Source organism: Paenibacillus sp. ACRRY (genome assembly GCF_022346995.1).
Classification (GTDB): domain Bacteria; phylum Bacillota; class Bacilli; order Paenibacillales; family Paenibacillaceae; genus Paenibacillus.
In genome coordinates, this window is record NZ_JAKRNM010000002.1 from 663707 (window position 1) to 683462 (window position 19756).

Below are 19756 nucleotides of genomic sequence, written 5' to 3' on the forward strand. Positions count from 1 at the left end.
CTCATGAGCGAAATCAAAGGCACAGGTTACGGGTATGGATGCGGAGGCTTCGGCGGCGGAGCATGGACATCTACAGGAGCAATTCTGGTATTGTTCATTCTGCTGGTTATTATCTCCCGCACCTTCATTCTGTAATTCGGTCAGCCATTCCCGGATGGGACGGCTTCTTCTGAAGCGCACCGGATGAGGAATCAGCCTTTCCAAAGAAACGCCGGCAGCTGTCGGCGTTTCAGGGGAACGGTTTTTTTGATTTTCCTGCGAAGAAATGGTTAGAACGTAAAATAAACAACCCCTGCTCCCGCATGACAATTAGGAGCAGGGTCAACCGTCTGGCATGCAGAGCTGTTTTACAAGTTGCACTGGTCTATACCACAACAGCGGTCTCGTCTGGTATACTCAGTGATTTCCAGGCGATATATAGCCCTATGGCAGCTGCGATTAAGGAGAGAATGGCAGCGACAACAGCCAGCTGATCCAAGGTTCTGGAAGAGATGTAATTCGTGTTCCGCTGATTCGACGCTGTTTTTTTGCTAGACTGGTTTTTGATGTGCACAGAGGGACTGGAATGCCTGGAAGCCGACTGTGACTGGGAGATGTGAGAGCGCGGGGCAAGGGGCTTGTTCCTTAAGGGCTTCAATAGTCAACCTCCTTATGGCGGGGTACGGAACTTCTATCGCTCATACTATGTTATGTTGATTTGCAGATTGAGTTCGCAAAAATGAGTGAATCCCCAGTCTGAATGGACATCTTCCCCAAACCATCTTCGTCCAATATGGAATCGAACACGCATTAAACGTTCTGTTAATACGGTGCTGACAAACTGGTCGTATAGTGGAAATGCTAGAGTCGATGTTCGAATACAGGAGGTGCTGAGTAATGGCGATTGAAATTATTGCACATAGGGGAGCTTCCGCCGTCTGCCCCGAGAATACGATGGCTGCGTTTAACCGTTGTCTGCAGCTCGGAGCCACGGGTATTGAGACGGATGTTCAGATGTCCAGTGATGGCAGATTGGTACTGATTCATGATGAGACATTGAACCGGACTGCAGGTGCCTCCGGCTGGGTTAAGGACACAACATACGAGCAATTGCGCACACTTGACGCAGGTAGCTGGTTCCATTCCGATTTCGCCCAAGAGCGCATCCCTTCACTGGAAGAGTTGTTTGATCTCGTGCAGGGAAAAAGGATTCTGCTTAATCTGGAACTGAAAAATGGAATTGTCGGTTACAAGGGCATGGAGGAAAAGATTGTGCAAGCCATTCGAAATTGGGATTTGGAACAGCAAGTGATCCTTTCCAGTTTCAATCATGCTTCCTTGGTGAAATGTAAACGGATTGCTCCCGAGATTCGGACAGCACTTCTGTACATGGAAAAACTCTATCGTCCTTACGACTATGCAGCCAAACTGGAGGCATCAGCACTGCATCCATATAAGCTGGCTGTAACACAGGAGGAAGTAGCTGCTGCGCAGGCTCATGGAATTTCGACACATCCTTTTACCGTAAACGATCCTGCAGAGATGCAGGCTTTGATCCAGATGGGGGTAGAAGCGATCATTACGGATGTTCCCGATGTACTGGCCGCATTGACTGGAGTACATAGCCGTTAACATCAAAAAAACAAGCTGCACTTGAGCTCTTATGCTCGGTGTGGCTTTTTTTGGATCTAAAAAATGTTTAATGCAATAAACTTGTCCCATTTGTCCATTGCCAGCGAGAGATTGTTGACATACAATGATGTATGGGAATGAGAATCAATATCATTACAAGAACGGCAATAATAGAGAGGTGATTGTTATGTACATAGGATCTGTCTACTCCACTCATAACGAAGGTGGGCGCATATGAGTTCGAAGGCTTCATCGGCAAGTCATAATACGGAATCTCCGACAGCCAAAATACATACTCGTCCCTGGGCTGCTACCTTGATCCTGACTGGCGGTCTCGTGCTGCTCGCCCTGGGTATGGCTTTGTCCATTTCTTTTGGTGCCGCAGATATTAAACTCGGCGTAGTCTGGCAAGCTATCTTTAACTTCAACCCGGATCTTACTCCTCATCAGATCATCTGGGAGATTCGATTGCCGCGTATTCTTGGCGGAGCGATGGTTGGTGCCTGCTTCGCTGTAGCGGGTGCAATCATGCAGGGGATGACCCGCAATCCACTTGCGGATTCGGGCTTACTTGGGCTGAATTCCGGTGCGGGATTTGCCCTTGCTGTGTGTTTCGCTTTTTTCCCTGGCATGCCGTACATGTATATCATTATGTATTCCTTTATCGGGGCAGGGCTTGGCGTACTCCTTGTATACGGATTCGGAGCAGCGTCCAGATCGGGCCTTACGCCTCTTAGACTTGTGTTGGCGGGAGCAGCGGTATCTGCCATGTTGTCAGCACTGAGTGAAGGGATTGCATTGTATTTCAAAATTGGACAGGATCTGGCCTTCTGGACAGCAGGCGGTGTTGCGGGGACAAAATGGTCTCAACTTGAGGTCATGTTCCCCTGGGTCCTGGCTGCACTCATTGTAGGCTTGATTATTTCTCGCTCCATAACGCTTCTTAGTCTCGGCGAAGAGATTGCCGTCGGACTGGGACAGCGTACTGGCCTGATTAAGCTGATTGGTCTTATCGTTGTGCTTATTCTTGCGGGTACGGCCGTATCCGTGGTTGGTGCAGTAGGTTTCGTTGGACTTATCATCCCCCACCTTACACGTAAAATCGTCGGGGTTGATTATCGCTGGATCATTCCATGTTCAGCTGTCATGGGCAGCTTGCTGCTAGTGTTCGCCGATCTGGCTGCACGGATGATCAATCCGCCATACGAGACGCCAATCGGTGCTCTGGTTGCCTTGATCGGGGTACCGTTCTTCCTCTATCTGGCCCGTAAAGAAAGGAGGTCTCTGTAATTATGGGATCCTCAACTCTCACTGGTGCTGAGCGTAAAAAGAGAACGAAAAGCACCATTGTCATGATTGTACTTGGTGCATTGATTATTGCCGCATTTATAATCAGCATGAATACGGGGTTCACGAAGCTGAGCCCTTTTGAGGTGCTGCGTACGTTATTCGGTGGGGGAACACCGAAGCAGGAGCTAATCCTGTTTGAGTTCCGTTTGCCCCGGATCGTAATTTCAATCATGGTTGGTGCCGGGCTTGCCTTGTCCGGATGTATTTTGCAGGGCGTGTCCCGTAACGCACTGGCTGACCCGGGGATACTCGGGATTAATGCGGGTGCCGGGCTCGTCGTTATGTTATTTGTATCCTTTTTCCCTACAACAACGGCTGCCCCTGTATTTTTGCTGCCGATTCTAGCCTTGATTGGATCCAGTTTTGCTGCATTTCTCATCTATGTCCTTTCGTATAAAAAGGGAGAGGGCATCATGCCTACCCGTATGCTTCTGACAGGAATTGGGGTAGCTGCTGGGATCAGCTCTGCTATGATTGTACTTACACTTCGTCTCAGTCCGGAGAAGTATCAGTTTGTGGCGACATGGATGGCAGGCAGCATCTGGGGATCAAACTGGAAGTTCGTAACGGCATTGCTTCCATTTTTGATTATTCTTATTCCGGTCGTTCTCTATAAGGCTCGTGTGCTGAATGTCCTGAACCTTGGGGATCAGACCGCCAGTGGACTAGGTGCATCGGTTAATCGTGAAAGACTCATCCTGCTGGCTGCTGCCGTAGGTCTTGCCGGGTCTTGTGTATCAGTCAGTGGTGGGATTGGTTTTGTAGGTTTGATCGGACCGCATCTGGCGAGACGCCTTGTGGGTCCAAAACATCAGTTTCTTTTGCCTGCATCCGCTTTGGTCGGTTCTCTTCTTGTTCTCATTGCGGATACGCTGGGCCGTGTCATTCTGCAGCCTTCCGAGATTCCAGCGGGAATTCTGGTTGCGATCCTCGGTGCGCCATACTTCCTCTATCTCTTGAGCAGAACCAGATAGAGCAATTCTTCACATGGTAACAAAACGCCTTCATCTGGCTCGAATAGAGCCGGACGAAGGCATTTTTGTTTGAATGGATATGGATGTGATTAATGTACCGGAGAAGGGCGAAATATAATGGATAAGCAGGAAATGATTCTTCTACAATGGTTAGTTGGGATTATATTCGAAGGAGGCGGACAAGATGGCACAAATTCTTGGCACGTGGCTGATATTCATTTTGCTTCTGTTCATCCTGTATCGGGGCATTAAAAAACTGTCGCAATCACATCAAAAGCCGGTGTTCAGACGCTGGGGCGGTTTGATGGCCGTATTATTTATCGTGGGGGCGGTGCCCTTGGGCTTTGCTTTTTATACCGAGTTAACCGATGAACGTCTGGATGCCAATATCGGTCTGGGAATCGCCATGCTTTTTGCATGGGGATACTGTGTTCTGCTGTGTTGCGCAGGTTTGATCATTTGGGGAAGGTATGCGTACAAAAGATCCCAAAGAAATTGATCGATAATCATGCTCTTCTTTTGCAACATCGGGTAGTGGGAAGCCGTCTATAAGAGAAATAGATTGCACTACATGTTGCCTATAGAGGGGGAATGGAAGTGTCCAGTCGTAATATCGTTCTTATGATGCTCATCATTTTAATTCTTACAGGTTGTTCGGTACAGGCTCAGAAGGAAGGGCAACAGCCGCAAACGGATGCTCCGAGAGAGAAAGGGTTTACCGGCTATGTGGTGGATCGCAAAGAAGATTCCATCCTTGTTGTAAATCCTGAATATGAGGAAATTGGAACGAATGGAGAAACCAGCAAGTTTTATCCGGCAAAATGGTTCTCCAATGTGCCTGATTCTCAGATTGGTACTTATGTTGAGGTGTGGACGGATGGAGGTCCTGAAAATGAGCCTTATCCAGGTCGTGCAAGAGCAGAGTCCATTGCAGAGTATGCTGCGGCAACACCCGACGGCGCGAAAATCAGTGAAGCGGATGCCATTCGCGGCGGAATTTATTTAGCCGTTGGTAAAGAGATAAGTTTGCCGGTCATTGAAGACGTTGAGTTTCATGCCGATAAAGGAATCTGGACGGTTCGCATGCGGGATGCCATGTCAGTGGATGATAATCAGGCGCAGATTGATCTCCAAGTTCGGGATGTGGAGCCAGTGGAATCAGTGCAAGAACAACAAAGTGAATGAAGCACATAAAACAAACAAAAGCCCTCAGATCTGCTTATCTAGCAAATGAGGGCTTTATATATTATGACATGGTCATGCTGTATCAATCCGCAATATTCCCCGCCATTTTCAGACGACGTGCAATTTCCGCGAAGTCCTCATGTGAAATGCCTGGGGCGAATTCTTCTTCCACCGCAGGGGCTTCGGGAATCGGAAAGCCTTCCGGAACACCTTGAATGACTTCAAGTGGTTGTCCATCTTCAGGGTGTGTTCCTTTCCAGATTTGGCCGATGGCGTTAAAGTCTTTATCGCTATACGTGTACAGCTTGGTGTGTACGCCTTTTTCTTCATATTTTCGGGTCTCGGTAAAAGCCTTGTTGTCCAATGAAGGAATAGGAACCAGCTTGGTCACATTCACGCCTGTTGCAATTTCCAACGCTTTGGCGTAGGCAACGACGTGTACGCCGCCGCGTACTAGCAGGAACCCAACCACTTCCCGGGCAGCAGGGTGGTCTGTCATTTCGTATACTTTCATTTTATGTGTACGTGCGCCGCATTCGAGGAAAAAGTTATGCAGCAGATCCTCGACCAGATTACCACTGTTGAACACATTTGCACCGGTCCACGGGTTGCCCATAGAATCAAAAGGCATGGCGCCTTGGGCCCCCGCCAGGTAATGATAGGATAGACGTGCATCCTTCACGGAACCAAGTGGTGTATCATCGGGTTCCTTGTAAGCGGTCGAACCTCTGAGGCATTGGTTTATCCCGTGAGATACCAGCTCCACGTGACCCAATTCTTCGGCTGTAATACTCATGACGAGGTCGTAGAAGGGCTTCAATTTTTCCTTGGAGCGAAAATTAAACGACTGGTAGAGGTAATTGTTCAACGTTGACATTTCTCCGAATTTGCCGCCCAGCAGTTCCTGTATGGATGCGGCTGCATTGGGATCGGGCTTCTCGACATTGGGGATTTCAATCAAGATTTCATCCATTCGTTTGAACATTCACATATAACCTCCTCGAAATGGGTGTTCAGATCATAATTCAGTCTATCAAGGGCTATTACACATAGAATGGGAGAATCAAACCGCAGACAGCATATTTGGGGCTAAAGACGTATATATCCTATTCAGGATCTAGTTTCCAACGGGGATGTATTAGGGTTACAATCAGTGTAACTGGGGATTTTCGCTAAGGTAATGAAAAAGGAGGACAAGTTTTTGCTTAAACGTTGGCTTATTGCTGTTTTTACTATAGGTATACTTTTACTTCTTCATGTGGAGCAGGTCTCTGCTTATGTTCATCATCAAGTCGAAGTCGATCAAGAAACGAGGGAAGCTTTAGAGAAGAAGTATGGGTTGAATACACCGTCCAATCCGGACCCTACGAATCATTTATTGTCAGGTGACTGGGGAATAAGCTTCAATCCTCCCTTGGATCGGCATCAAACAATACTTCAGATTATTCGTTGGGTGCAACAACCTATAAGGTTAATCATTCAACTGATGGTGTAAAATATACCTCCCATGGGCAGGCTAACGGAAACAAGCCCCAAGGAGTGATTAATATGAGATTACTTATCGTTACACTGATGACGATTATGCTGAGTTTGTCGGGACTAGCCACGAGTTCAGCGGCTCCCGTTCCAGATTATGCGAAGTGGGGAATCATCGCAGTAAAAGAAACGCAGACCAAATATAATGTGGACATTCTGGATTACAAGCATATTGGACGTACATCGCTGACAGCCAATCAATCCCGCGAGCAGTTTAAGTTATGGGTGAGGGGCAAAGATGGCAAAGAGTTTGCGGTGTATGTCAATGTAGATTTTAATCCGTCTACGCAGCAGTTAAAAAAGGTGCAGTTCAGTGAATCGGATCGACACTAAAAAATAAAAAAAGCCAGGCATCTCTGATAGCGGGGACAAGCCTGGTTTTTTGCTGTATAAAATCCTTTTTTTAGTTATTGAATAAAGAACTTATGTTCGCATATAATAGGTAATACAAACAAACGTTCTTATTGGAGGGATGGTTATGCTGGGAAAATATATTGGCCAGATGGTGGAACTCGTGTACATGGATCGTGCAGGACATATTACGCAGCGTCAAATTCGTATTAACAGTGTGCGAGGTGGTAGAATCAGAGCGTCCGCAGGAGCAGATGGATCACCCCGGACATTTCTGGAGCAAGGTATTCTGGCATGGCGTCCTATCCTACATAAGGACGGGGAGGCGGGCATATGTTAAACGATTTTGAACGGAAGATTTTACGAATTATCGTTAATTATACGGGGCAGCGACGACGTATGCCTCGAATGGATGAGCTGGAGAACAAGACGGGGCGAAGCCGGGCTCTCATTCACGAATCCTTGCTTGAACTGGAGCGCAGGCAGCATATTAACTGGACGAATAAGTCCACCCTGGAAGGAATCCAAATCTTGCAGGCATGGGAACAGGATCCGCAGCCGATTCGCAAGAATCAGCCTGCCGGAGATGCCGTTAAATATTTTTTGGAATACTAGCTAAACAAAATTGCGAAATAAAAACGCCAACCCGGATGCCGGATTGGCGCTTGCTTCGTTATTGCACAGCGTTCATATATCAGAAAGTGGGGAGTTGATCAAGATTGTTGGTCGGATCACCGTCCGCATCGCCACGAATGTACATTTCCCCGTCCTTGCCTTTAAACACATTCACACCCGCTATGGCTCCTGCCTGTACTTCTGCCAGCGCTTGCTGATAATCCAGTATGCGTCCAGATGAGGTTTGAAAGCCAGTCAGATCACCGTCACCATTTTTTTGTACTGCTGTGAAGCTCTCACGTGTCGTCTGATTCATAATGTCACACTCTCCTTATCTGAGGAAATGAGAATTTGAGTTCCCCTTTAGCCTGTCCGAATTGAAGATAAGTATGCATGACATTGTAGAACACTTGTAAATACGTAGATTCACCGAAGGTGAGGTTTACAGGCTCTTTCTCATGCGTACATGCAGAATGTCTGCATCATAAAAAGGTTCCTCCGAAATCACTTCATATCCGAGCTTCTCATAGAATTTCTGGGCCTGACATTGCGCATCCAGTACAGAGTAAGTCAAGCCAAGCTCCCGTGCTCGCTCTTCCATGGCTAGCAGGAGTACACGTCCATAACCGAATGAACGGTGGGATTGAAGCACAGCGATTCGCTGCATTTTGGCTGTATCCTTGCTGTAATAGATAAGTCGTCCTGTAGCTACAGCCTGTCCGTCGGTATTTAATAAAACATGATGTACATCAGGGCTGATGACATCATATTGATCGATTTCAATCTCGGCAGGCACCTGCTGCTCGATGACAAAAACCTCATGGCGGATGCCCAATGCTTGCTGGAGTTGTTCATCTGTCGTTACATAACTAATTTCGGCTGCCAATTCCATTCCTTCTTTCTGCTCTTGAGCGACATATCAGACTGCATTATACAAAAAATTGCTTTTCCTGTATAGTTGAGTCTGGAACATATTGGAAGAGGGGCGAAGAGAATGGGCGTGGCAGGAATTATGACCATTACACTCTTGATGTCTGCCGGAATGATTGCTTTGTTATATTACGTAACCAAAAAAGCCTACTCCAGAAAGTGGGACGAGGATGAGTGATAAAAGGCAATAGTGTCAGGGCAAAAGTTCACTGTTTCCCTGAGGTGAATAGACCTCTTCATGAACAGATTTCGAGTAGACATCGAGCCAAACAGGCAGGTCATCCGTTACATTCGGTTGCTGTAGTTGTTGAAATTGAACGGTATGTTCGTCCCGTTCCAGGCTGCAGCCGGAGATCAGAATAAGTATGGTGAGGGGAAGAATGAAGCCCAATGTTTTGCTATGGGTCTGGGTTTTATGGGAGTTTGCGTGTGGCATGGAAGTCACCTCTTTAATGAAATGGTAATCATTCCTTAGTGTGCTCCAATCTCAACAAAATATAACCAATAAACCATTGACATTGTACGCGTTTACTTGGTATGATACTGTTACTTCATTCGAACAGAATAGGTTATCATGATCTGTTAGCTCAGCTGGGAGAGCACTATCTTGACAGGGTAGGGGTCAGTGGTTCGAGCCCACTACAGATCATAACGAAAAGTCCTTGCGTAGCAAGGGCTTTTTTCTTGTTTTTTAAGATTCGCATAAAACTTTTATCAGGCTCAGAGGCAATAAAATAAGAAAACAAAGTGTTGAAGTCGCCAAAATGGTGGCTTCTTTTTTTATAACAAAATAATTGTTTACAAACACAATTAAATTGTGTACAATCAAATTGTAAACAACCAGTAAACAAGATCAGTTTTATCAAATAAAATTTAATGATGAAGAGGAGAAATTACAAATGAAAACATTATATGAAACAACAGTAATTAATACAGGTGGACGCCAAGGGATTGTGCAATCACCAGATAACGTCTTTATGTTGGATGTAGCTGCACCACCGGAGCTCGGTGGTAAAGTGACTACTGCTACAAATCCGGAACAGCTGTTTGCAGCAGGATACAGTGCGTGCTTTAACTCTGCTTTGGAGTTTCAATTGAAGAAACACAACGTGGAAATTGAGAGAAGCACCGTATCTGCAACGGTTATGCTTGTGACAGATCCTTCGGACAACGGAGTGAAGTTGGAAGTTGAGCTGGAAGTGAAAATTGAGGGTTTGGATGAAGAGACCGCACAGAAATTTGTCAAACTTGCTCATGATTATTGCCCGTACTCCAAAGGAATCAGAGGCAATGTAAATGTAACTCTGGAAATGGCGTAATAATAAATACGAATTTGGATTTATGATAAACACCTTCAAATGTCTGTCCCATTGCTATTGCAAAAAAAAAGGGATAGGACAGAGTTGAAGGTGTTTTTCATTATAGGGATCTAAGGGTAACCTTGGAGTCCGAAGGTTGAAATATACCCACATGGGGTATATTATAAGATATCCAGATTCGTATTTTAAAGGAGTGCTGACATGAAAAAGTACGTAATGATGATAGTATCTCTACTGATCACCGGAAGTCTGATGGTAAGTGGTTGCGGTAAAAATGCGGAACAGAATAACAGCAATGGCAGCGGAGGGAACAATAGCAGTCATACAGCCACTACAGGAGAAATGCACCATTCGGATTCAGGCGAGCTGCCGCAAGGACTTATGAAAAAGGTGGATCCTACGTATCCGGTTGGCAGCCAGGTTATCATGAATGCCGACCATATGACCGGTATGAAAGGGGCAACAGCCACAATTGTTGGAGCATATGAAACGACCGTTTATGCTGTTACGTATACACCGACAACGGGGGGAGAACTGGTGAAGAATCACAAGTGGGTAATCCACGAGGAAGTGAAGGAGCACAGCGACGAGCCCTATAAAGTTGGTGTAGAGGTTGTATTGGACGCCGACCATATGACTGGTATGAAAGGGGCAACAGCCACCATTGATTCCGCTGCACAGACGACAGTGTATATGGTGGATTACACGCCGACAACTGGAGGAGATCCAGTGAAAAATCACAAGTGGGTTACAGAGGATGAGTTATCCGCTGAATAGATGACCGTATCCACGATGGGAGATTCATTAATTCTTCAACTCAATTCTGGGTTATACTGGAACTTGAAGGCGGAAAATAGCTGCTGGAAAGGGGAATGTATATGATGGATTTTAGCAAACCACCGCATGCCTCAGAGACAGAAACACACAGTCAGCGTCACCAAGAGCGTGAACAACAGCTTATATCTGGTGGAGGTAAAGGTATTTGGTGGGAAATCAGTAACTGGCTGATTCTTGGAGGAATTCTGGTTGTCCTATTCCTGCTGTTCAAGTATGTTTTCTGAATAAATAAGCGATTCGATGAAGAGTCCAGTGCTGGGGCTCTTTTTTGCTGTGTGAAAAAGCTTACCATTAAAATTACAAATAACAAATGACAAAAATCAATATTTGTCATTTGTTATAAACTGTGATAATCTATCTATACGACGGAGGTGACTAGTGGGTGGTTAGTTCTAACCATCTTAAGGATATGACCAAAGACAAGTCTTCTGAATTTCTAACCAAAGAGCAGATCATTACAGCCACGCAGGAAACCATCAGGCGGTTTGGTGCTGCCAAAACCTCTGTTACAGATGTAGCCAAATTGCTTGGGGTCAGCCATGGAACCATCTACAGGCATTATGCCAGCAAAAAGGAATTGCTCGAAGGGGTAACGGCACAGTGGTTGGAAGATGAGATTATCGCTCCACTTGCGAAGGTCGTAAGCGTGCAGACCGATACTGGTGAAGGAATACAACATCTCAAAAAATATATCGAAACATTAATTCAACTTAAACGGCACTATGCAGAATCAGACACAGAGTTATTTGATATGTATGCCAAGGTTACACAGGAATCGGCAGAACTCATTTACAGACATGTGGAGCTGTTAACACAACATCTCACCGAAATTATACAGCAGGATCAGCAGCTGCGTTTTCCGAAACCGGACAAGGTCGCTGCAGGAATTTTACACGCAACGGCTCGCTTTCATCATCCGGCACATGCGTATGAATGGCGTAGTGAGACCATCCATGAGGAATTCGAGCAGGTATGGTTGCTGATTGAGCAAGGTGTATTTCATCTGAATACAGGGAGGAAGTAATCTCATGACAAAGTTATCAGGTAAAGTCGCCATCGTCACAGGTTCATCGCGTGGAATTGGACGGACCATAGCGCTGCAGCTCGCCGAGCTTGGCGCAGACATCGTCATCAACTATGCGAGCAGTCCAGACAAGGCTGAAGAAGTGGCAGAACGAGTTCGGCAAAAGGGTGTCCGTGCGATCGCGATCCACGCAGATCTGGCACAAAAGAATCACGTGGAGCACTTATTCGCCGAAACGGTGAAGCAGCTGGGCAAAGTGGATATTCTGATCAACAATGCTGGAGTGATGAAAACGACACCTTTGGCGGACGTTACTGAAGAAGAGTTTGACCAGCAATTTGCCATTAATGTAAAGGGTACGTTCTTTGCCTGTCAGCAAGCACTAAAAACGATGGAGAACGAAGGGCGAATCGTGAATTTCTCCACCTCCGTGAATGGTCAGATGTTTCCGGGATACAGTGTATATGCCGGAACCAAGGGTGCAGTGGAGCAAATTACCCGTCAGCTCGCGAAGGAATTTGGCCCCAAACAGATTACAATTAATGCAGTGGCACCTGGTCCGGTGAATACGGAACTGTTTGCCGCTGGCAAGACAGAACAGCAGCTGGAAGGGCTGCGTAAAATGAATGCATTTGGTCGCTTGGGCGAAACGGAGGACATTGCAAGTGTCATCTCTTTTCTTGTCAGCCCTGAATCGCAGTGGGTCACCGGACAGACATTGCGTGTAAACGGTGGTTTTATTTAACCATTACTTATGAATAGTTGTTCGGCTTTGACACCAAACCGGGCGAATCCCCATATGATGCACTACATCAGTAAGCACTTGCGGAAATGGGGAATCCGGGATGGCAAAGGCAAAAGGTAAAAAAGCATCAGCGTTGAAGAGTGACAAACTCCGTGTGTCCATGAAATTGGTCACTTCAGATGTGTGCGAGCGGTGCAAGACACCCTGTACACGAGGCATGGAATACGCTGCACGCATGCGGACGGCAGGAGCAGTAGGTAAAGGCGTTCCTTGCATCCTGACTCGGCACACGTCTTCCTAGTATCCTTCCAGGCTGAAGTTTCCGAGAAATAATTCGTATAAGCTCGCATTCACAATAACCATACTACAGAGGCGTTCTCGAAGGAGAGGGGCCTCTTTTTGATCGTTCCAAGGGGTGGAAAATTTTCTGGATAAAAAATGAAAAATGATGAAAAACAGCGCAACTTTGTAGTTGAACCTGCAGTATAAATGTACAACAGCTTGCAGCAGGGGAGGGAATATTGACGGAATGAAATGGAAGAGAATATTGCTGTGTGTCACGGTATTCTCCTTGCTCGGCGGGTCTTTATTATTTGCGGATTCCGTAAACGAAAAGATTCGGGTTCTCATTAACGGCAAGGAAGCAGCTGACGGAGGTTACCTGATCGATGGAACGACCTATGTACCTGTGAGAGAAGCAGGGGGGATCGCCAAATGGGATAACAGCAACAAGCGAGTAACGGTGATTAAGCCGAATGTACATATTTTTCTGTTTAAGGGAGACACCGTATTTGGCAACGTGAACGTTGGCAAATTGAAATTCAATGTGTTTTCTCAAGTGGACAGCTTAACAACGGATGTGGCTGCAGTGAAGGTGACAATTACCAATCCGAGTGGCCAGGTGAAGGATATCCAGTCCCAGGAGCTCAAAACCCAGAAAGATAATTTCTGGTTCCGGACTTACGATTTTACGTATGATTTCAGTCGTGCTGGCAAATACCAGGTGGGCTTTCATATTAAAGAAAATGCAAACAGTAACTACGTTCTGGTGGCAGAGAAAATCATTACCGCACTAAACGAATGAAGCGAAAAATAACGTTGCTGAGTAAATTGACCTAGCCTTGCGAACATGTTACGATATGCAAGGTTACACAATTTCTATTTACAAAGCGAGGTATATCAATGAGCGATCACACACATGAACACGGCGATGCCTGCGGCTGCGGTCACGACCATGACCACGACCACGAGCATGAAGAAGTTCTTCTGACTCTGACAGACGAGAACGGAAATGACGTGGAGATGGTTTTGGTGGAGACGTTTGACGTGGAAAACCATGTTTATGCGCTCCTGCTGGAACGTAACAATCCTGAAGCTGACGGCATCATTCTGCGTATGGAAGAAGAAGACGAGGAAATGGTGCTCTACAATATTGAAGACGAAGCCGAGTGGAACCGCGTTGAAGCGGCATACAACGAGCTCGTTGCAGGACAAGAGTAATTTTTCTTATGCATTAGAACAACGGGGCTCCTTGATCTCAAGGGGTCTTTTGTTTGTTTTCACGCTCTAATGAAACAACAAAAAGGACCAAGCCGGAGCTTGGTCCTTCAATATCATTACCCATGGGGTAGGGTAGATCGTTAGAGTAATTCCTTAGAAAATCGCATCTGCTTCTACAATGACTTTGACATTGGTGACACTGCGGTCTTCAGGGCCTTTTACAGGCAATCCGACCTCTACATGGTCGATAATGTAATCAATATTTTCTTGCGTAATAACCTCACCCGGCAGAAGAATCGGAATTCCAGGCGGGTATACGTAGATAAATTCAGAGATAATACGTCCTGCAGATTCCTTGAAAGGAATGACCTCCGTATCCCCGTAGAATGCATCACGCGGCGTGAGCATCAATTGTGGAACATCCGGAACCTTAACCACAAGTTCATGTGCAGGGTTAACCTGATAATACGTACGGGACAGATCCTGCAGTGCGTTCAGCAAAATGTCCACCGATTCATCCGTATCGCCAGGAGTGATCAGGCACAGAATATTATACATATCACTGAGCTCGACCTCAATATTGTAGTGTTCACGCAGCCAGTTCTCGGTCTCATAGCCTGTGATGCCGAGATGACGAACATGAATGGTTACTTTGGTTGGGTCATAGTTAAAGGTTGCTTCCGTACCGAGCAGCTCTTTGCCGAAGCAATACAAACCGTCGATGTCATTAATGGTACGTCTCGCGAACTGGGCCAGATCAATGGCCTTTTGCGCCATTTCGTGACCGTGCAGCGCCAGATTACGTCTTGACGTATCCAGTGAAGCAAGCAAGATATACGAAGTGGACGTTGAAGTCAGCATACTGAGAATGGTCTGTACACGCTGCGGATTCACGAATCCGTTTTTGGTATTCAGATTCAGCACGGAACTCTGTGTCATGGAACCGCCGAGTTTATGCACACTTGTTGCAGCCATATCTGCTCCGGCAGCCATTGCAGACAACGGCAGTTCCTCGTGGAAATGAATGAGTACGCCATGTGCTTCATCCACAAGTACAGGCACCTGGTAGCTATGTGCGAGTTCAACAATCTCTTTTAGGTCTGTACATACTCCGAAGTACGTTGGATTAATAACCAGCAATGCCTTGGCGTCAGGATGACGCTCAAGCGCACGTCGTACAGCACCTGTAGTCACGCCGTGATCGATACCGAGGTTGGCATCCTGTGCGGGAGATACGAATACAGGCTTCGCTCCTGAGAAAATAATGGCAGACATGACCGATTTATGCACGTTGCGGGGCACAATAATTTTGTCACCCGGTTCGCATACCGACAGAATCATGGTCATGATTGCACTACTCGTGCCTTGCACACTAAAATAGGTATGATCGGCTCCGAATGCATCGGCTGCCAGAATCTGCGCTTCCTCAATGACACCGGTTGGCTGATGAAGGTCATCCAGCGGAGCGATGTTGATCAAATCTATGGAGAGGGCGTTATCGCCGATAAATTCACGAAATTCGGTATCCGTTCCCAATCCTTTTTTATGTCCCGGGATATGAAATTGCACCGGATTGAGTGCCGCGTGGTTTTTTAAAGCGGTAAACAGCGGCGTACGGCGGTGATCCATCAGTGCTGTCACAACCTTTCCTGATAAAATGTCAAACAAAGATGAGTATAGCAAATTAGGAACCGAATGCAAGCGGTAGGCTTGACAAATTTTCAAATTGCTAAGATTTGGGCGTATCCCTGACGGTTACAGTATGGATAGGAGATGGGCCGGTGAACACCGAAAGGGGAATAAGAAATGCAGACAGACATCAAACCAGCCAAAATTTTGCGATCACCATTTTTTATTGCGATGTGGCTAACGCTTTTTTTGGTTGAAGTGATTAAAGGAGCACTGCTGGTGGCCGTCCTGCCAGTGTATATGGATAATATTTTAGGCTTGTCTGCAGGGGTGATTGGTGTAGCCTTTGCTCTTCAATACCTGGGTGACAATCTGTTCAGGGCACCATCGGGCTGGGCTGCAGAACGCATCGGTTTTCGTGCAACGATGGTGACGGCTCTGATCTGTACATTGATTGCGGTAATCATGATTATTTTTTTCAAAAGTGCATTTGGACTGGCTCTGGCCTGTCTGATTCTTGGTGTGGGAACATCACCGCTCTGGCCCTGTGCCATGACGGGGGTGACTGCCTTGTCAGGACCTCAAAACAAAAACGGAACAGCGATGGGGGCGCTGGAAATGGCCGCTCTGGGTGGAACAGGACTTGGACCGATAGGCATGAACTGGTTGCTTGAGCGTACCGATCACGATTATCGCACCGTATTTCTTGTCCTTCTTGGCTGTGCTGTCCTCGTTATTTTGGTCGCCATGATTCTACCGGGCCGGGTGATGTTGGAAGAACAACAGCATACAGCAGCGGAAACGACCGGAAAAGCGGTTAAATACCCACCGAAGCCCCATCTGCTTACACCGTTAATCAGGCTCAAAAACAGTGTACAGGGGACCCTGCAGCGGGTGCGCAGCACACTTAATGTCAATCCGCTGGTATATCCTGCCCTGTTTATGCAGTCCTTTGTTATAGGCCTCCTCAGTCCGGTTATTACGTTGTATACCCGAACAGACCTTCATATTTCGCCAAACCTGTATAGTCTGCTGTTAATCGCAGGCGGCGGAATAACGGTGATTGCTCTGCTCCCAGTGGGTAAGATGGTGGATCGATTCGGGACATCGATATTTCTGCATATGGGCTTCCTACTCGCCTCTGCAAGTCTGTTTGCATTTGCGTCAATTACATCCATTCCAGTTGTGTTTGGCATCGTTATGATGGTAGGGGTTAGTTATGCAATGATTTTACCTGCCTGGAATACATTCGTGGCTACGCTCATACCGAAGGGGGAGCGAGGAGCCATCTGGGGATTTTTCCTCACCCTTCAGGGGTCCGGCATGGTTGTGGGTCCCATCGTTTCGGGGTTGTTATGGGATCACATCAGTCACCCGGCTCCATTTATCGGAAGTGCTGTTGTTATGGCGGGGCTCGCGGTTGTGCATTTCGTATTATCGCGAAGACCGTATCGCACAGTCCCTGCCAAATGAACATAAAAAGGAGTTCCTATACCGGGTTGAATCCGGTGTTGGAACTCCTTTTGCTTTATGCAAGCCACCACATTCAGAACATGGTAACTGTTTATAAATGTTATGGATTGGAAGATGCCCAGGCTACCCACGTATCTTTGGGTGGATTCAATCAGCAATTCCATATGCGGTTCTAACCCGGGAATTTGAAATACATCAAAATCGTGGCTGTTAAAACCCGAGAAATTCTTCTGTATTCCTCCATTTCGCATCCATTATATCATGAAATTCGGGGGCTTGCCCCTGTGCATCCGCGGAAACATCGATTCCCCTGCAGTATTCGATGAAAAATAGTCAAATAACCAAGTACCCTTACATAAAATGAAGTATAAAATAGGGTAAGCCGATACGGAAGAAGAAAGAAGCACAGGAAGAAGAGGACCGGAACACATCCGGTACAAATGGAGGGGAGTGCCGTGAATAAGAGTTATGAAGTTGAATATTGCAATCTGGAGCTGCGGTTCAACCGTCGGCATATCCAAAATTTGATCAAAGACCTTATTCGTGAAGGGTATTCACTATATTGGAGCGAGGATGAATCCTTTTTTATCCTGTCTGTCCGCACCGGGCGCAAACTGGTAAAGCTCCGTTTTCAACAGACACGCAGCGGGAATTACAAGATGACAGGTGACTACATCATTAAGGACGCCAAGCTGGCGGAATGGCTCGAGAAGCTGATTGGGGATACACGCGGGCATGCTGTCGTTAAACGTTTCAAGGATCAGCAGATGACGGTGGAGAACATTTTGTTTGGAGAGGTAATACGTCTCGTGGAAGTTTCCGGATTCAAACAGCGTGTCATTTTTCAAAAGGAACCCGCGCCGACGGCGGAGGAGATGGAAGAGATGTTTCTATCGCGAGAAGGGGAGGAGCGACTCATGCTCCTGCGGATGGAAATTGATGATGAACTGGAGCGTCTGTACGCTGCCATTCAGATGGATAATACAGAGAAAGCAGACAACTGCCGAGAGACGTTAAAACGTCTATCCGGGCACATGCTGATGCTCGAAGGCTGAGCACGAAGACCGTATTTATGAAAATACGATGAACACCTCAGACATTTGGGGTGTTTTCTCGTTGCGCAGCAGGGGTACGGGGTTCACTTCCATGCGTAAAACCGTTAAAATGGGGGTATTGTTGAGAGTCAATTTCAATAAAATTAATTGGAGCAAAGGATGGAGGACCCAGATGGCAAAACAACAGATCGGTGTCATTGGACTTGCAGTAATGGGCAAAAATTTGGCCCTTAACATTGAAAGCAGAGGCTTCACGGTTTCGGTATTTAACCGTTCCCCGGAGAAAACCAATGATCTTCTGAAAGAAGCTGAAGGCAAAAACCTCACAGGCACGTTCTCCATTGAAGAGTTCGTGGCATCCCTGGAATCCCCGCGCAAAATTTTGATCATGGTACAAGCAGGTAAAGCGACTGATGCGACCATTGAACAATTACTGCCTCACCTGGATGAGGGCGACATCATTATTGACGGAGGTAACGCCTACTTCCCTGATACCCAACGTCGCAGCAAAGAGCTGGAGGAAAAAGGCATTCGCTTCATCGGTACCGGTGTATCCGGTGGTGAAGAAGGCGCGTTGAAAGGTCCTTCCATTATGCCGGGCGGACAGGAAAGTGCGTACAAGCTGGTTGAACCGATTCTGACAGCCATCTCCGCCAAAGTGGGCGATGATCCTTGTTGTACATATATCGGACCGGATGGAGCCGGACATTACGTCAAAATGGTGCACAACGGTATTGAATACGGAGATATGCAGTTGATTGGTGAAGCATATCACCTCCTCAAATCCGTCCTTAATGTTTCCGTTGAGGAGTTGCACGAAATCTTCACAGAGTGGAATCAAGGCGAACTGGACAGCTATCTGATCGAGATTACGGCGGATATCTTCTCCAAATACGATCCTGAAACCGGCAAACCAATGGTTGACGTTATTCTGGATGCTGCAGGACAAAAAGGAACAGGTAAATGGACAAGCCAAAGCGCGCTGGATCTCGGCGTACCATTGTCCATGATTACAGAATCCGTATTCTCCCGTTTCCTGTCCGCGATGAAGGACGAGCGTGTAGCTGCGAGCAAAATCCTGAACGGACCGAAGGCTGAAGCATTCTCCGGCGATAAAAAAGCGTTCATCGAGAGTGTACGCAAAGCATTGTTCGCAAGTAAAATCGTATCTTATGCACAAGGCTTTGCCCAAATGCGTGCGGCTTCCGACGAGTATGGTTGGGATCTGAAATACGGTAACATCGCCATGATCTTCCGCGGCGGCTGCATTATCCGTTCGCAGTTCCTGCAAAACATCAAAGAAGCATATGACAAAGATGCAGAACTCAAAAACCTGCTTCTGGATCCATATTTCCAAAACATCGTTGAATCCTACCAGGATGCATGGCGTGAAGTTGTAGCGGCTGCTGTACAACAAGGTATTCCGGTACCTGGCTTCTCCAGCGCACTGTCCTACTACGATAGCTACCGTACAGAGCGTTTGCCTGCAAACCTGCTGCAAGCGCAGCGTGACTACTTCGGTGCTCATACCTTCAAACGTGTGGATAAAGAGGGAAGCTTCCACCACAACTGGATGGAATAATATATATTTGTTCATTCGAAGCTTCTACAGCTTTAATATG

27 protein-coding genes and 1 tRNA gene are annotated in these 19756 nt (G+C 46.7%); 22 read left to right on the top strand and 6 right to left on the bottom strand.

Annotated elements, in window-relative coordinates; translation table 11 throughout:
- Nucleotides 1-3 precede the first annotated feature (3 nt).
- Entirely contained in the window at nt 4-135 is a 132-nt protein-coding gene (locus tag MH144_RS12300) for a YjcZ family sporulation protein (protein ID WP_239300166.1), read from the top strand.
- 229 nt (nt 136-364) lie between these two features.
- On the opposite strand, the gene MH144_RS12305 is transcribed toward MH144_RS12300, so the two are convergent.
- Complete coding sequence (locus MH144_RS12305) at nt 365-637, bottom strand: hypothetical protein (protein ID WP_239300168.1); 273 nt, start codon at nt 635-637, stop codon at nt 365-367.
- A 239-nt stretch (nt 638-876) separates the two neighbouring features.
- Between MH144_RS12305 and MH144_RS12310 the strand changes: the two genes are divergently transcribed.
- From MH144_RS12310 to MH144_RS12330, 5 genes are all read left to right on the top strand, one after another.
- Nucleotides 877-1611: a glycerophosphodiester phosphodiesterase gene (locus MH144_RS12310; protein WP_239300170.1), complete on the top strand. Its 735-nt coding sequence runs from the start codon at nt 877-879 to the stop codon at nt 1609-1611.
- 234 nt (nt 1612-1845) lie between these two features.
- Nucleotides 1846-2901, top strand: a complete 1056-nt coding sequence (locus MH144_RS12315) for a FecCD family ABC transporter permease (RefSeq protein WP_239300172.1) — start codon at nt 1846-1848, stop codon at nt 2899-2901.
- A 2-nt stretch (nt 2902-2903) separates the two neighbouring features.
- Nucleotides 2904-3935: a FecCD family ABC transporter permease gene (locus tag MH144_RS12320; protein ID WP_239300174.1), complete on the top strand. Its 1032-nt coding sequence runs from the start codon at nt 2904-2906 to the stop codon at nt 3933-3935.
- Nucleotides 3936-4119: 184 nt separating this feature from the next.
- On the top strand, nt 4120-4434 hold the full coding sequence (locus MH144_RS12325) for a hypothetical protein (protein ID WP_239300176.1): 315 nt from the start codon (nt 4120-4122) through the stop codon (nt 4432-4434).
- Nucleotides 4435-4532: 98 nt separating this feature from the next.
- A complete protein-coding gene (locus tag MH144_RS12330) occupies nt 4533-5120 on the top strand; it encodes a DUF3221 domain-containing protein (RefSeq protein ID WP_239300178.1) in 588 nt (195 codons plus the stop codon).
- 82 nt (nt 5121-5202) lie between these two features.
- Here the strand turns inward: MH144_RS12330 and MH144_RS12335 are convergent, their stop codons facing one another.
- Nucleotides 5203-6105, bottom strand: a complete 903-nt coding sequence (locus tag MH144_RS12335) for a manganese catalase family protein (RefSeq protein WP_239300180.1) — start codon at nt 6103-6105, stop codon at nt 5203-5205.
- Nucleotides 6106-6321: 216 nt separating this feature from the next.
- On the opposite strand from MH144_RS12335, the gene MH144_RS12340 reads away from it, so the two are divergent.
- From MH144_RS12340 to MH144_RS12355, 4 genes are all read left to right on the top strand, one after another.
- Nucleotides 6322-6615 (top strand): hypothetical protein, encoded by a 294-nt coding sequence (locus MH144_RS12340; RefSeq protein WP_239300182.1) that lies wholly within the window; start codon nt 6322-6324, stop codon nt 6613-6615.
- Nucleotides 6616-6668: 53 nt separating this feature from the next.
- Nucleotides 6669-6989 (top strand): DUF3889 domain-containing protein, encoded by a 321-nt coding sequence (locus MH144_RS12345; protein WP_239300184.1) that lies wholly within the window; start codon nt 6669-6671, stop codon nt 6987-6989.
- Between the two features lie 145 nt (nt 6990-7134).
- Nucleotides 7135-7347: a hypothetical protein gene (locus tag MH144_RS12350; protein ID WP_095290075.1), complete on the top strand. Its 213-nt coding sequence runs from the start codon at nt 7135-7137 to the stop codon at nt 7345-7347.
- Entirely contained in the window at nt 7341-7622 is a 282-nt protein-coding gene (locus tag MH144_RS12355) for a hypothetical protein (protein ID WP_239300186.1), read from the top strand. The genes MH144_RS12350 and MH144_RS12355 overlap by 7 nt, the downstream gene beginning before the upstream one ends.
- 79 nt (nt 7623-7701) lie before the next feature.
- Here MH144_RS12355 and MH144_RS12360 read toward each other — a convergent pair whose 3' ends face one another.
- From MH144_RS12360 to MH144_RS12370, 3 genes are all read right to left on the bottom strand, one after another.
- Nucleotides 7702-7938, bottom strand: a complete 237-nt coding sequence (locus MH144_RS12360) for a DUF3892 domain-containing protein (RefSeq protein ID WP_095359408.1) — start codon at nt 7936-7938, stop codon at nt 7702-7704.
- Between the two features lie 126 nt (nt 7939-8064).
- Entirely contained in the window at nt 8065-8508 is a 444-nt protein-coding gene (locus MH144_RS12365; RefSeq protein ID WP_239300188.1) for a GNAT family N-acetyltransferase, read from the bottom strand.
- Between the two features lie 237 nt (nt 8509-8745).
- Entirely contained in the window at nt 8746-8988 is a 243-nt protein-coding gene (locus tag MH144_RS12370) for a hypothetical protein (protein ID WP_239300190.1), read from the bottom strand.
- 140 nt (nt 8989-9128) lie between these two features.
- Between MH144_RS12370 and MH144_RS12375 the strand changes: the two genes are divergently transcribed.
- From MH144_RS12375 to MH144_RS12415, 9 genes are all read left to right on the top strand, one after another.
- Nucleotides 9129-9201, top strand: a tRNA-Val gene (locus MH144_RS12375).
- Between the two features lie 250 nt (nt 9202-9451).
- Complete coding sequence (locus MH144_RS12380) at nt 9452-9871, top strand: organic hydroperoxide resistance protein (protein ID WP_095290080.1); 420 nt, start codon at nt 9452-9454, stop codon at nt 9869-9871.
- 201 nt (nt 9872-10072) lie between these two features.
- The gene (locus MH144_RS12385) at nt 10073-10648 is read left to right on the top strand and encodes a YdhK family protein (RefSeq protein ID WP_239300192.1); all 576 of its coding nucleotides are present in this window, start codon (nt 10073-10075) and stop codon (nt 10646-10648) included.
- Between the two features lie 104 nt (nt 10649-10752).
- Nucleotides 10753-10932 carry a hypothetical protein gene (locus tag MH144_RS12390; RefSeq protein WP_141236703.1) on the top strand — a complete coding sequence of 60 codons (180 nt, stop codon included), beginning with the start codon at nt 10753-10755 and terminating at the stop codon, nt 10930-10932.
- A 185-nt stretch (nt 10933-11117) separates the two neighbouring features.
- A complete protein-coding gene (locus MH144_RS12395; protein ID WP_239300667.1) occupies nt 11118-11732 on the top strand; it encodes a TetR/AcrR family transcriptional regulator in 615 nt (204 codons plus the stop codon).
- 4 nt (nt 11733-11736) lie between these two features.
- Entirely contained in the window at nt 11737-12477 is a 741-nt protein-coding gene (locus MH144_RS12400) for an SDR family oxidoreductase (protein WP_239300194.1), read from the top strand.
- Nucleotides 12478-12577: 100 nt separating this feature from the next.
- Nucleotides 12578-12778 (top strand): hypothetical protein, encoded by a 201-nt coding sequence (locus MH144_RS12405; RefSeq protein ID WP_239300196.1) that lies wholly within the window; start codon nt 12578-12580, stop codon nt 12776-12778.
- 228 nt (nt 12779-13006) lie between these two features.
- Nucleotides 13007-13561, top strand: coding sequence for a copper amine oxidase (locus MH144_RS12410; RefSeq protein WP_183521784.1), 555 nt, complete (start codon nt 13007-13009; stop codon nt 13559-13561).
- Nucleotides 13562-13659: 98 nt separating this feature from the next.
- Nucleotides 13660-13977 carry a DUF1292 domain-containing protein gene (locus MH144_RS12415; RefSeq protein ID WP_095290091.1) on the top strand — a complete coding sequence of 106 codons (318 nt, stop codon included), beginning with the start codon at nt 13660-13662 and terminating at the stop codon, nt 13975-13977.
- Nucleotides 13978-14130: 153 nt separating this feature from the next.
- Here MH144_RS12415 and MH144_RS12420 read toward each other — a convergent pair whose 3' ends face one another.
- A complete protein-coding gene (locus MH144_RS12420) occupies nt 14131-15606 on the bottom strand; it encodes an aminotransferase class I/II-fold pyridoxal phosphate-dependent enzyme (protein ID WP_095290184.1) in 1476 nt (491 codons plus the stop codon).
- Between the two features lie 177 nt (nt 15607-15783).
- Between MH144_RS12420 and MH144_RS12425 the strand changes: the two genes are divergently transcribed.
- From MH144_RS12425 to gndA, 3 genes are all read left to right on the top strand, one after another.
- Complete coding sequence (locus MH144_RS12425) at nt 15784-17079, top strand: MFS transporter (protein ID WP_239300198.1); 1296 nt, start codon at nt 15784-15786, stop codon at nt 17077-17079.
- Between the two features lie 455 nt (nt 17080-17534).
- Nucleotides 17535-18134 (top strand): hypothetical protein, encoded by a 600-nt coding sequence (locus MH144_RS12430; protein WP_239300200.1) that lies wholly within the window; start codon nt 17535-17537, stop codon nt 18132-18134.
- 172 nt (nt 18135-18306) lie between these two features.
- A complete protein-coding gene (gene gndA / locus MH144_RS12435; RefSeq protein WP_239300202.1) occupies nt 18307-19716 on the top strand; it encodes an NADP-dependent phosphogluconate dehydrogenase in 1410 nt (469 codons plus the stop codon).
- The last annotated feature ends 40 nt before the right edge of the window (nt 19717-19756 follow it).

Bases quoted from the DNA above. Each gene is read 5' to 3' on its own strand.
- MH144_RS12300 (WP_239300166.1), top strand. From the start codon at position 4: ATGAGCGAAATCAAAGGCACAGGTTACGGGTATGGATGCGGAGGCTTC.
- MH144_RS12310 (WP_239300170.1), top strand. From the start codon at position 877: ATGGCGATTGAAATTATTGCACATAGGGGAGCTTCCGCCGTCTGCCCC.
- MH144_RS12315 (WP_239300172.1), top strand. From the start codon at position 1,846: ATGAGTTCGAAGGCTTCATCGGCAAGTCATAATACGGAATCTCCGACA.
- MH144_RS12320 (WP_239300174.1), top strand. From the start codon at position 2,904: ATGGGATCCTCAACTCTCACTGGTGCTGAGCGTAAAAAGAGAACGAAA.
- MH144_RS12325 (WP_239300176.1), top strand. From the start codon at position 4,120: ATGGCACAAATTCTTGGCACGTGGCTGATATTCATTTTGCTTCTGTTC.
- MH144_RS12335 (WP_239300180.1), bottom strand. From the start codon at position 6,105: ATGTTCAAACGAATGGATGAAATCTTGATTGAAATCCCCAATGTCGAG.
- MH144_RS12345 (WP_239300184.1), top strand. From the start codon at position 6,669: ATGAGATTACTTATCGTTACACTGATGACGATTATGCTGAGTTTGTCG.
- MH144_RS12350 (WP_095290075.1), top strand. From the start codon at position 7,135: ATGCTGGGAAAATATATTGGCCAGATGGTGGAACTCGTGTACATGGAT.
- MH144_RS12355 (WP_239300186.1), top strand. From the start codon at position 7,341: ATGTTAAACGATTTTGAACGGAAGATTTTACGAATTATCGTTAATTAT.
- MH144_RS12360 (WP_095359408.1), bottom strand. From the start codon at position 7,938: ATGAATCAGACGACACGTGAGAGCTTCACAGCAGTACAAAAAAATGGT.
- MH144_RS12370 (WP_239300190.1), bottom strand. From the start codon at position 8,988: ATGCCACACGCAAACTCCCATAAAACCCAGACCCATAGCAAAACATTG.
- MH144_RS12380 (WP_095290080.1), top strand. From the start codon at position 9,452: ATGAAAACATTATATGAAACAACAGTAATTAATACAGGTGGACGCCAA.
- MH144_RS12385 (WP_239300192.1), top strand. From the start codon at position 10,073: ATGAAAAAGTACGTAATGATGATAGTATCTCTACTGATCACCGGAAGT.
- MH144_RS12390 (WP_141236703.1), top strand. From the start codon at position 10,753: ATGGATTTTAGCAAACCACCGCATGCCTCAGAGACAGAAACACACAGT.
- MH144_RS12395 (WP_239300667.1), top strand. From the start codon at position 11,118: ATGACCAAAGACAAGTCTTCTGAATTTCTAACCAAAGAGCAGATCATT.
- MH144_RS12400 (WP_239300194.1), top strand. From the start codon at position 11,737: ATGACAAAGTTATCAGGTAAAGTCGCCATCGTCACAGGTTCATCGCGT.
- MH144_RS12405 (WP_239300196.1), top strand. From the start codon at position 12,578: ATGGCAAAGGCAAAAGGTAAAAAAGCATCAGCGTTGAAGAGTGACAAA.
- MH144_RS12410 (WP_183521784.1), top strand. From the start codon at position 13,007: ATGAAATGGAAGAGAATATTGCTGTGTGTCACGGTATTCTCCTTGCTC.
- MH144_RS12415 (WP_095290091.1), top strand. From the start codon at position 13,660: ATGAGCGATCACACACATGAACACGGCGATGCCTGCGGCTGCGGTCAC.
- MH144_RS12420 (WP_095290184.1), bottom strand. From the start codon at position 15,606: ATGGATCACCGCCGTACGCCGCTGTTTACCGCTTTAAAAAACCACGCG.
- MH144_RS12425 (WP_239300198.1), top strand. From the start codon at position 15,784: ATGCAGACAGACATCAAACCAGCCAAAATTTTGCGATCACCATTTTTT.
- gndA (WP_239300202.1), top strand. From the start codon at position 18,307: ATGGCAAAACAACAGATCGGTGTCATTGGACTTGCAGTAATGGGCAAA.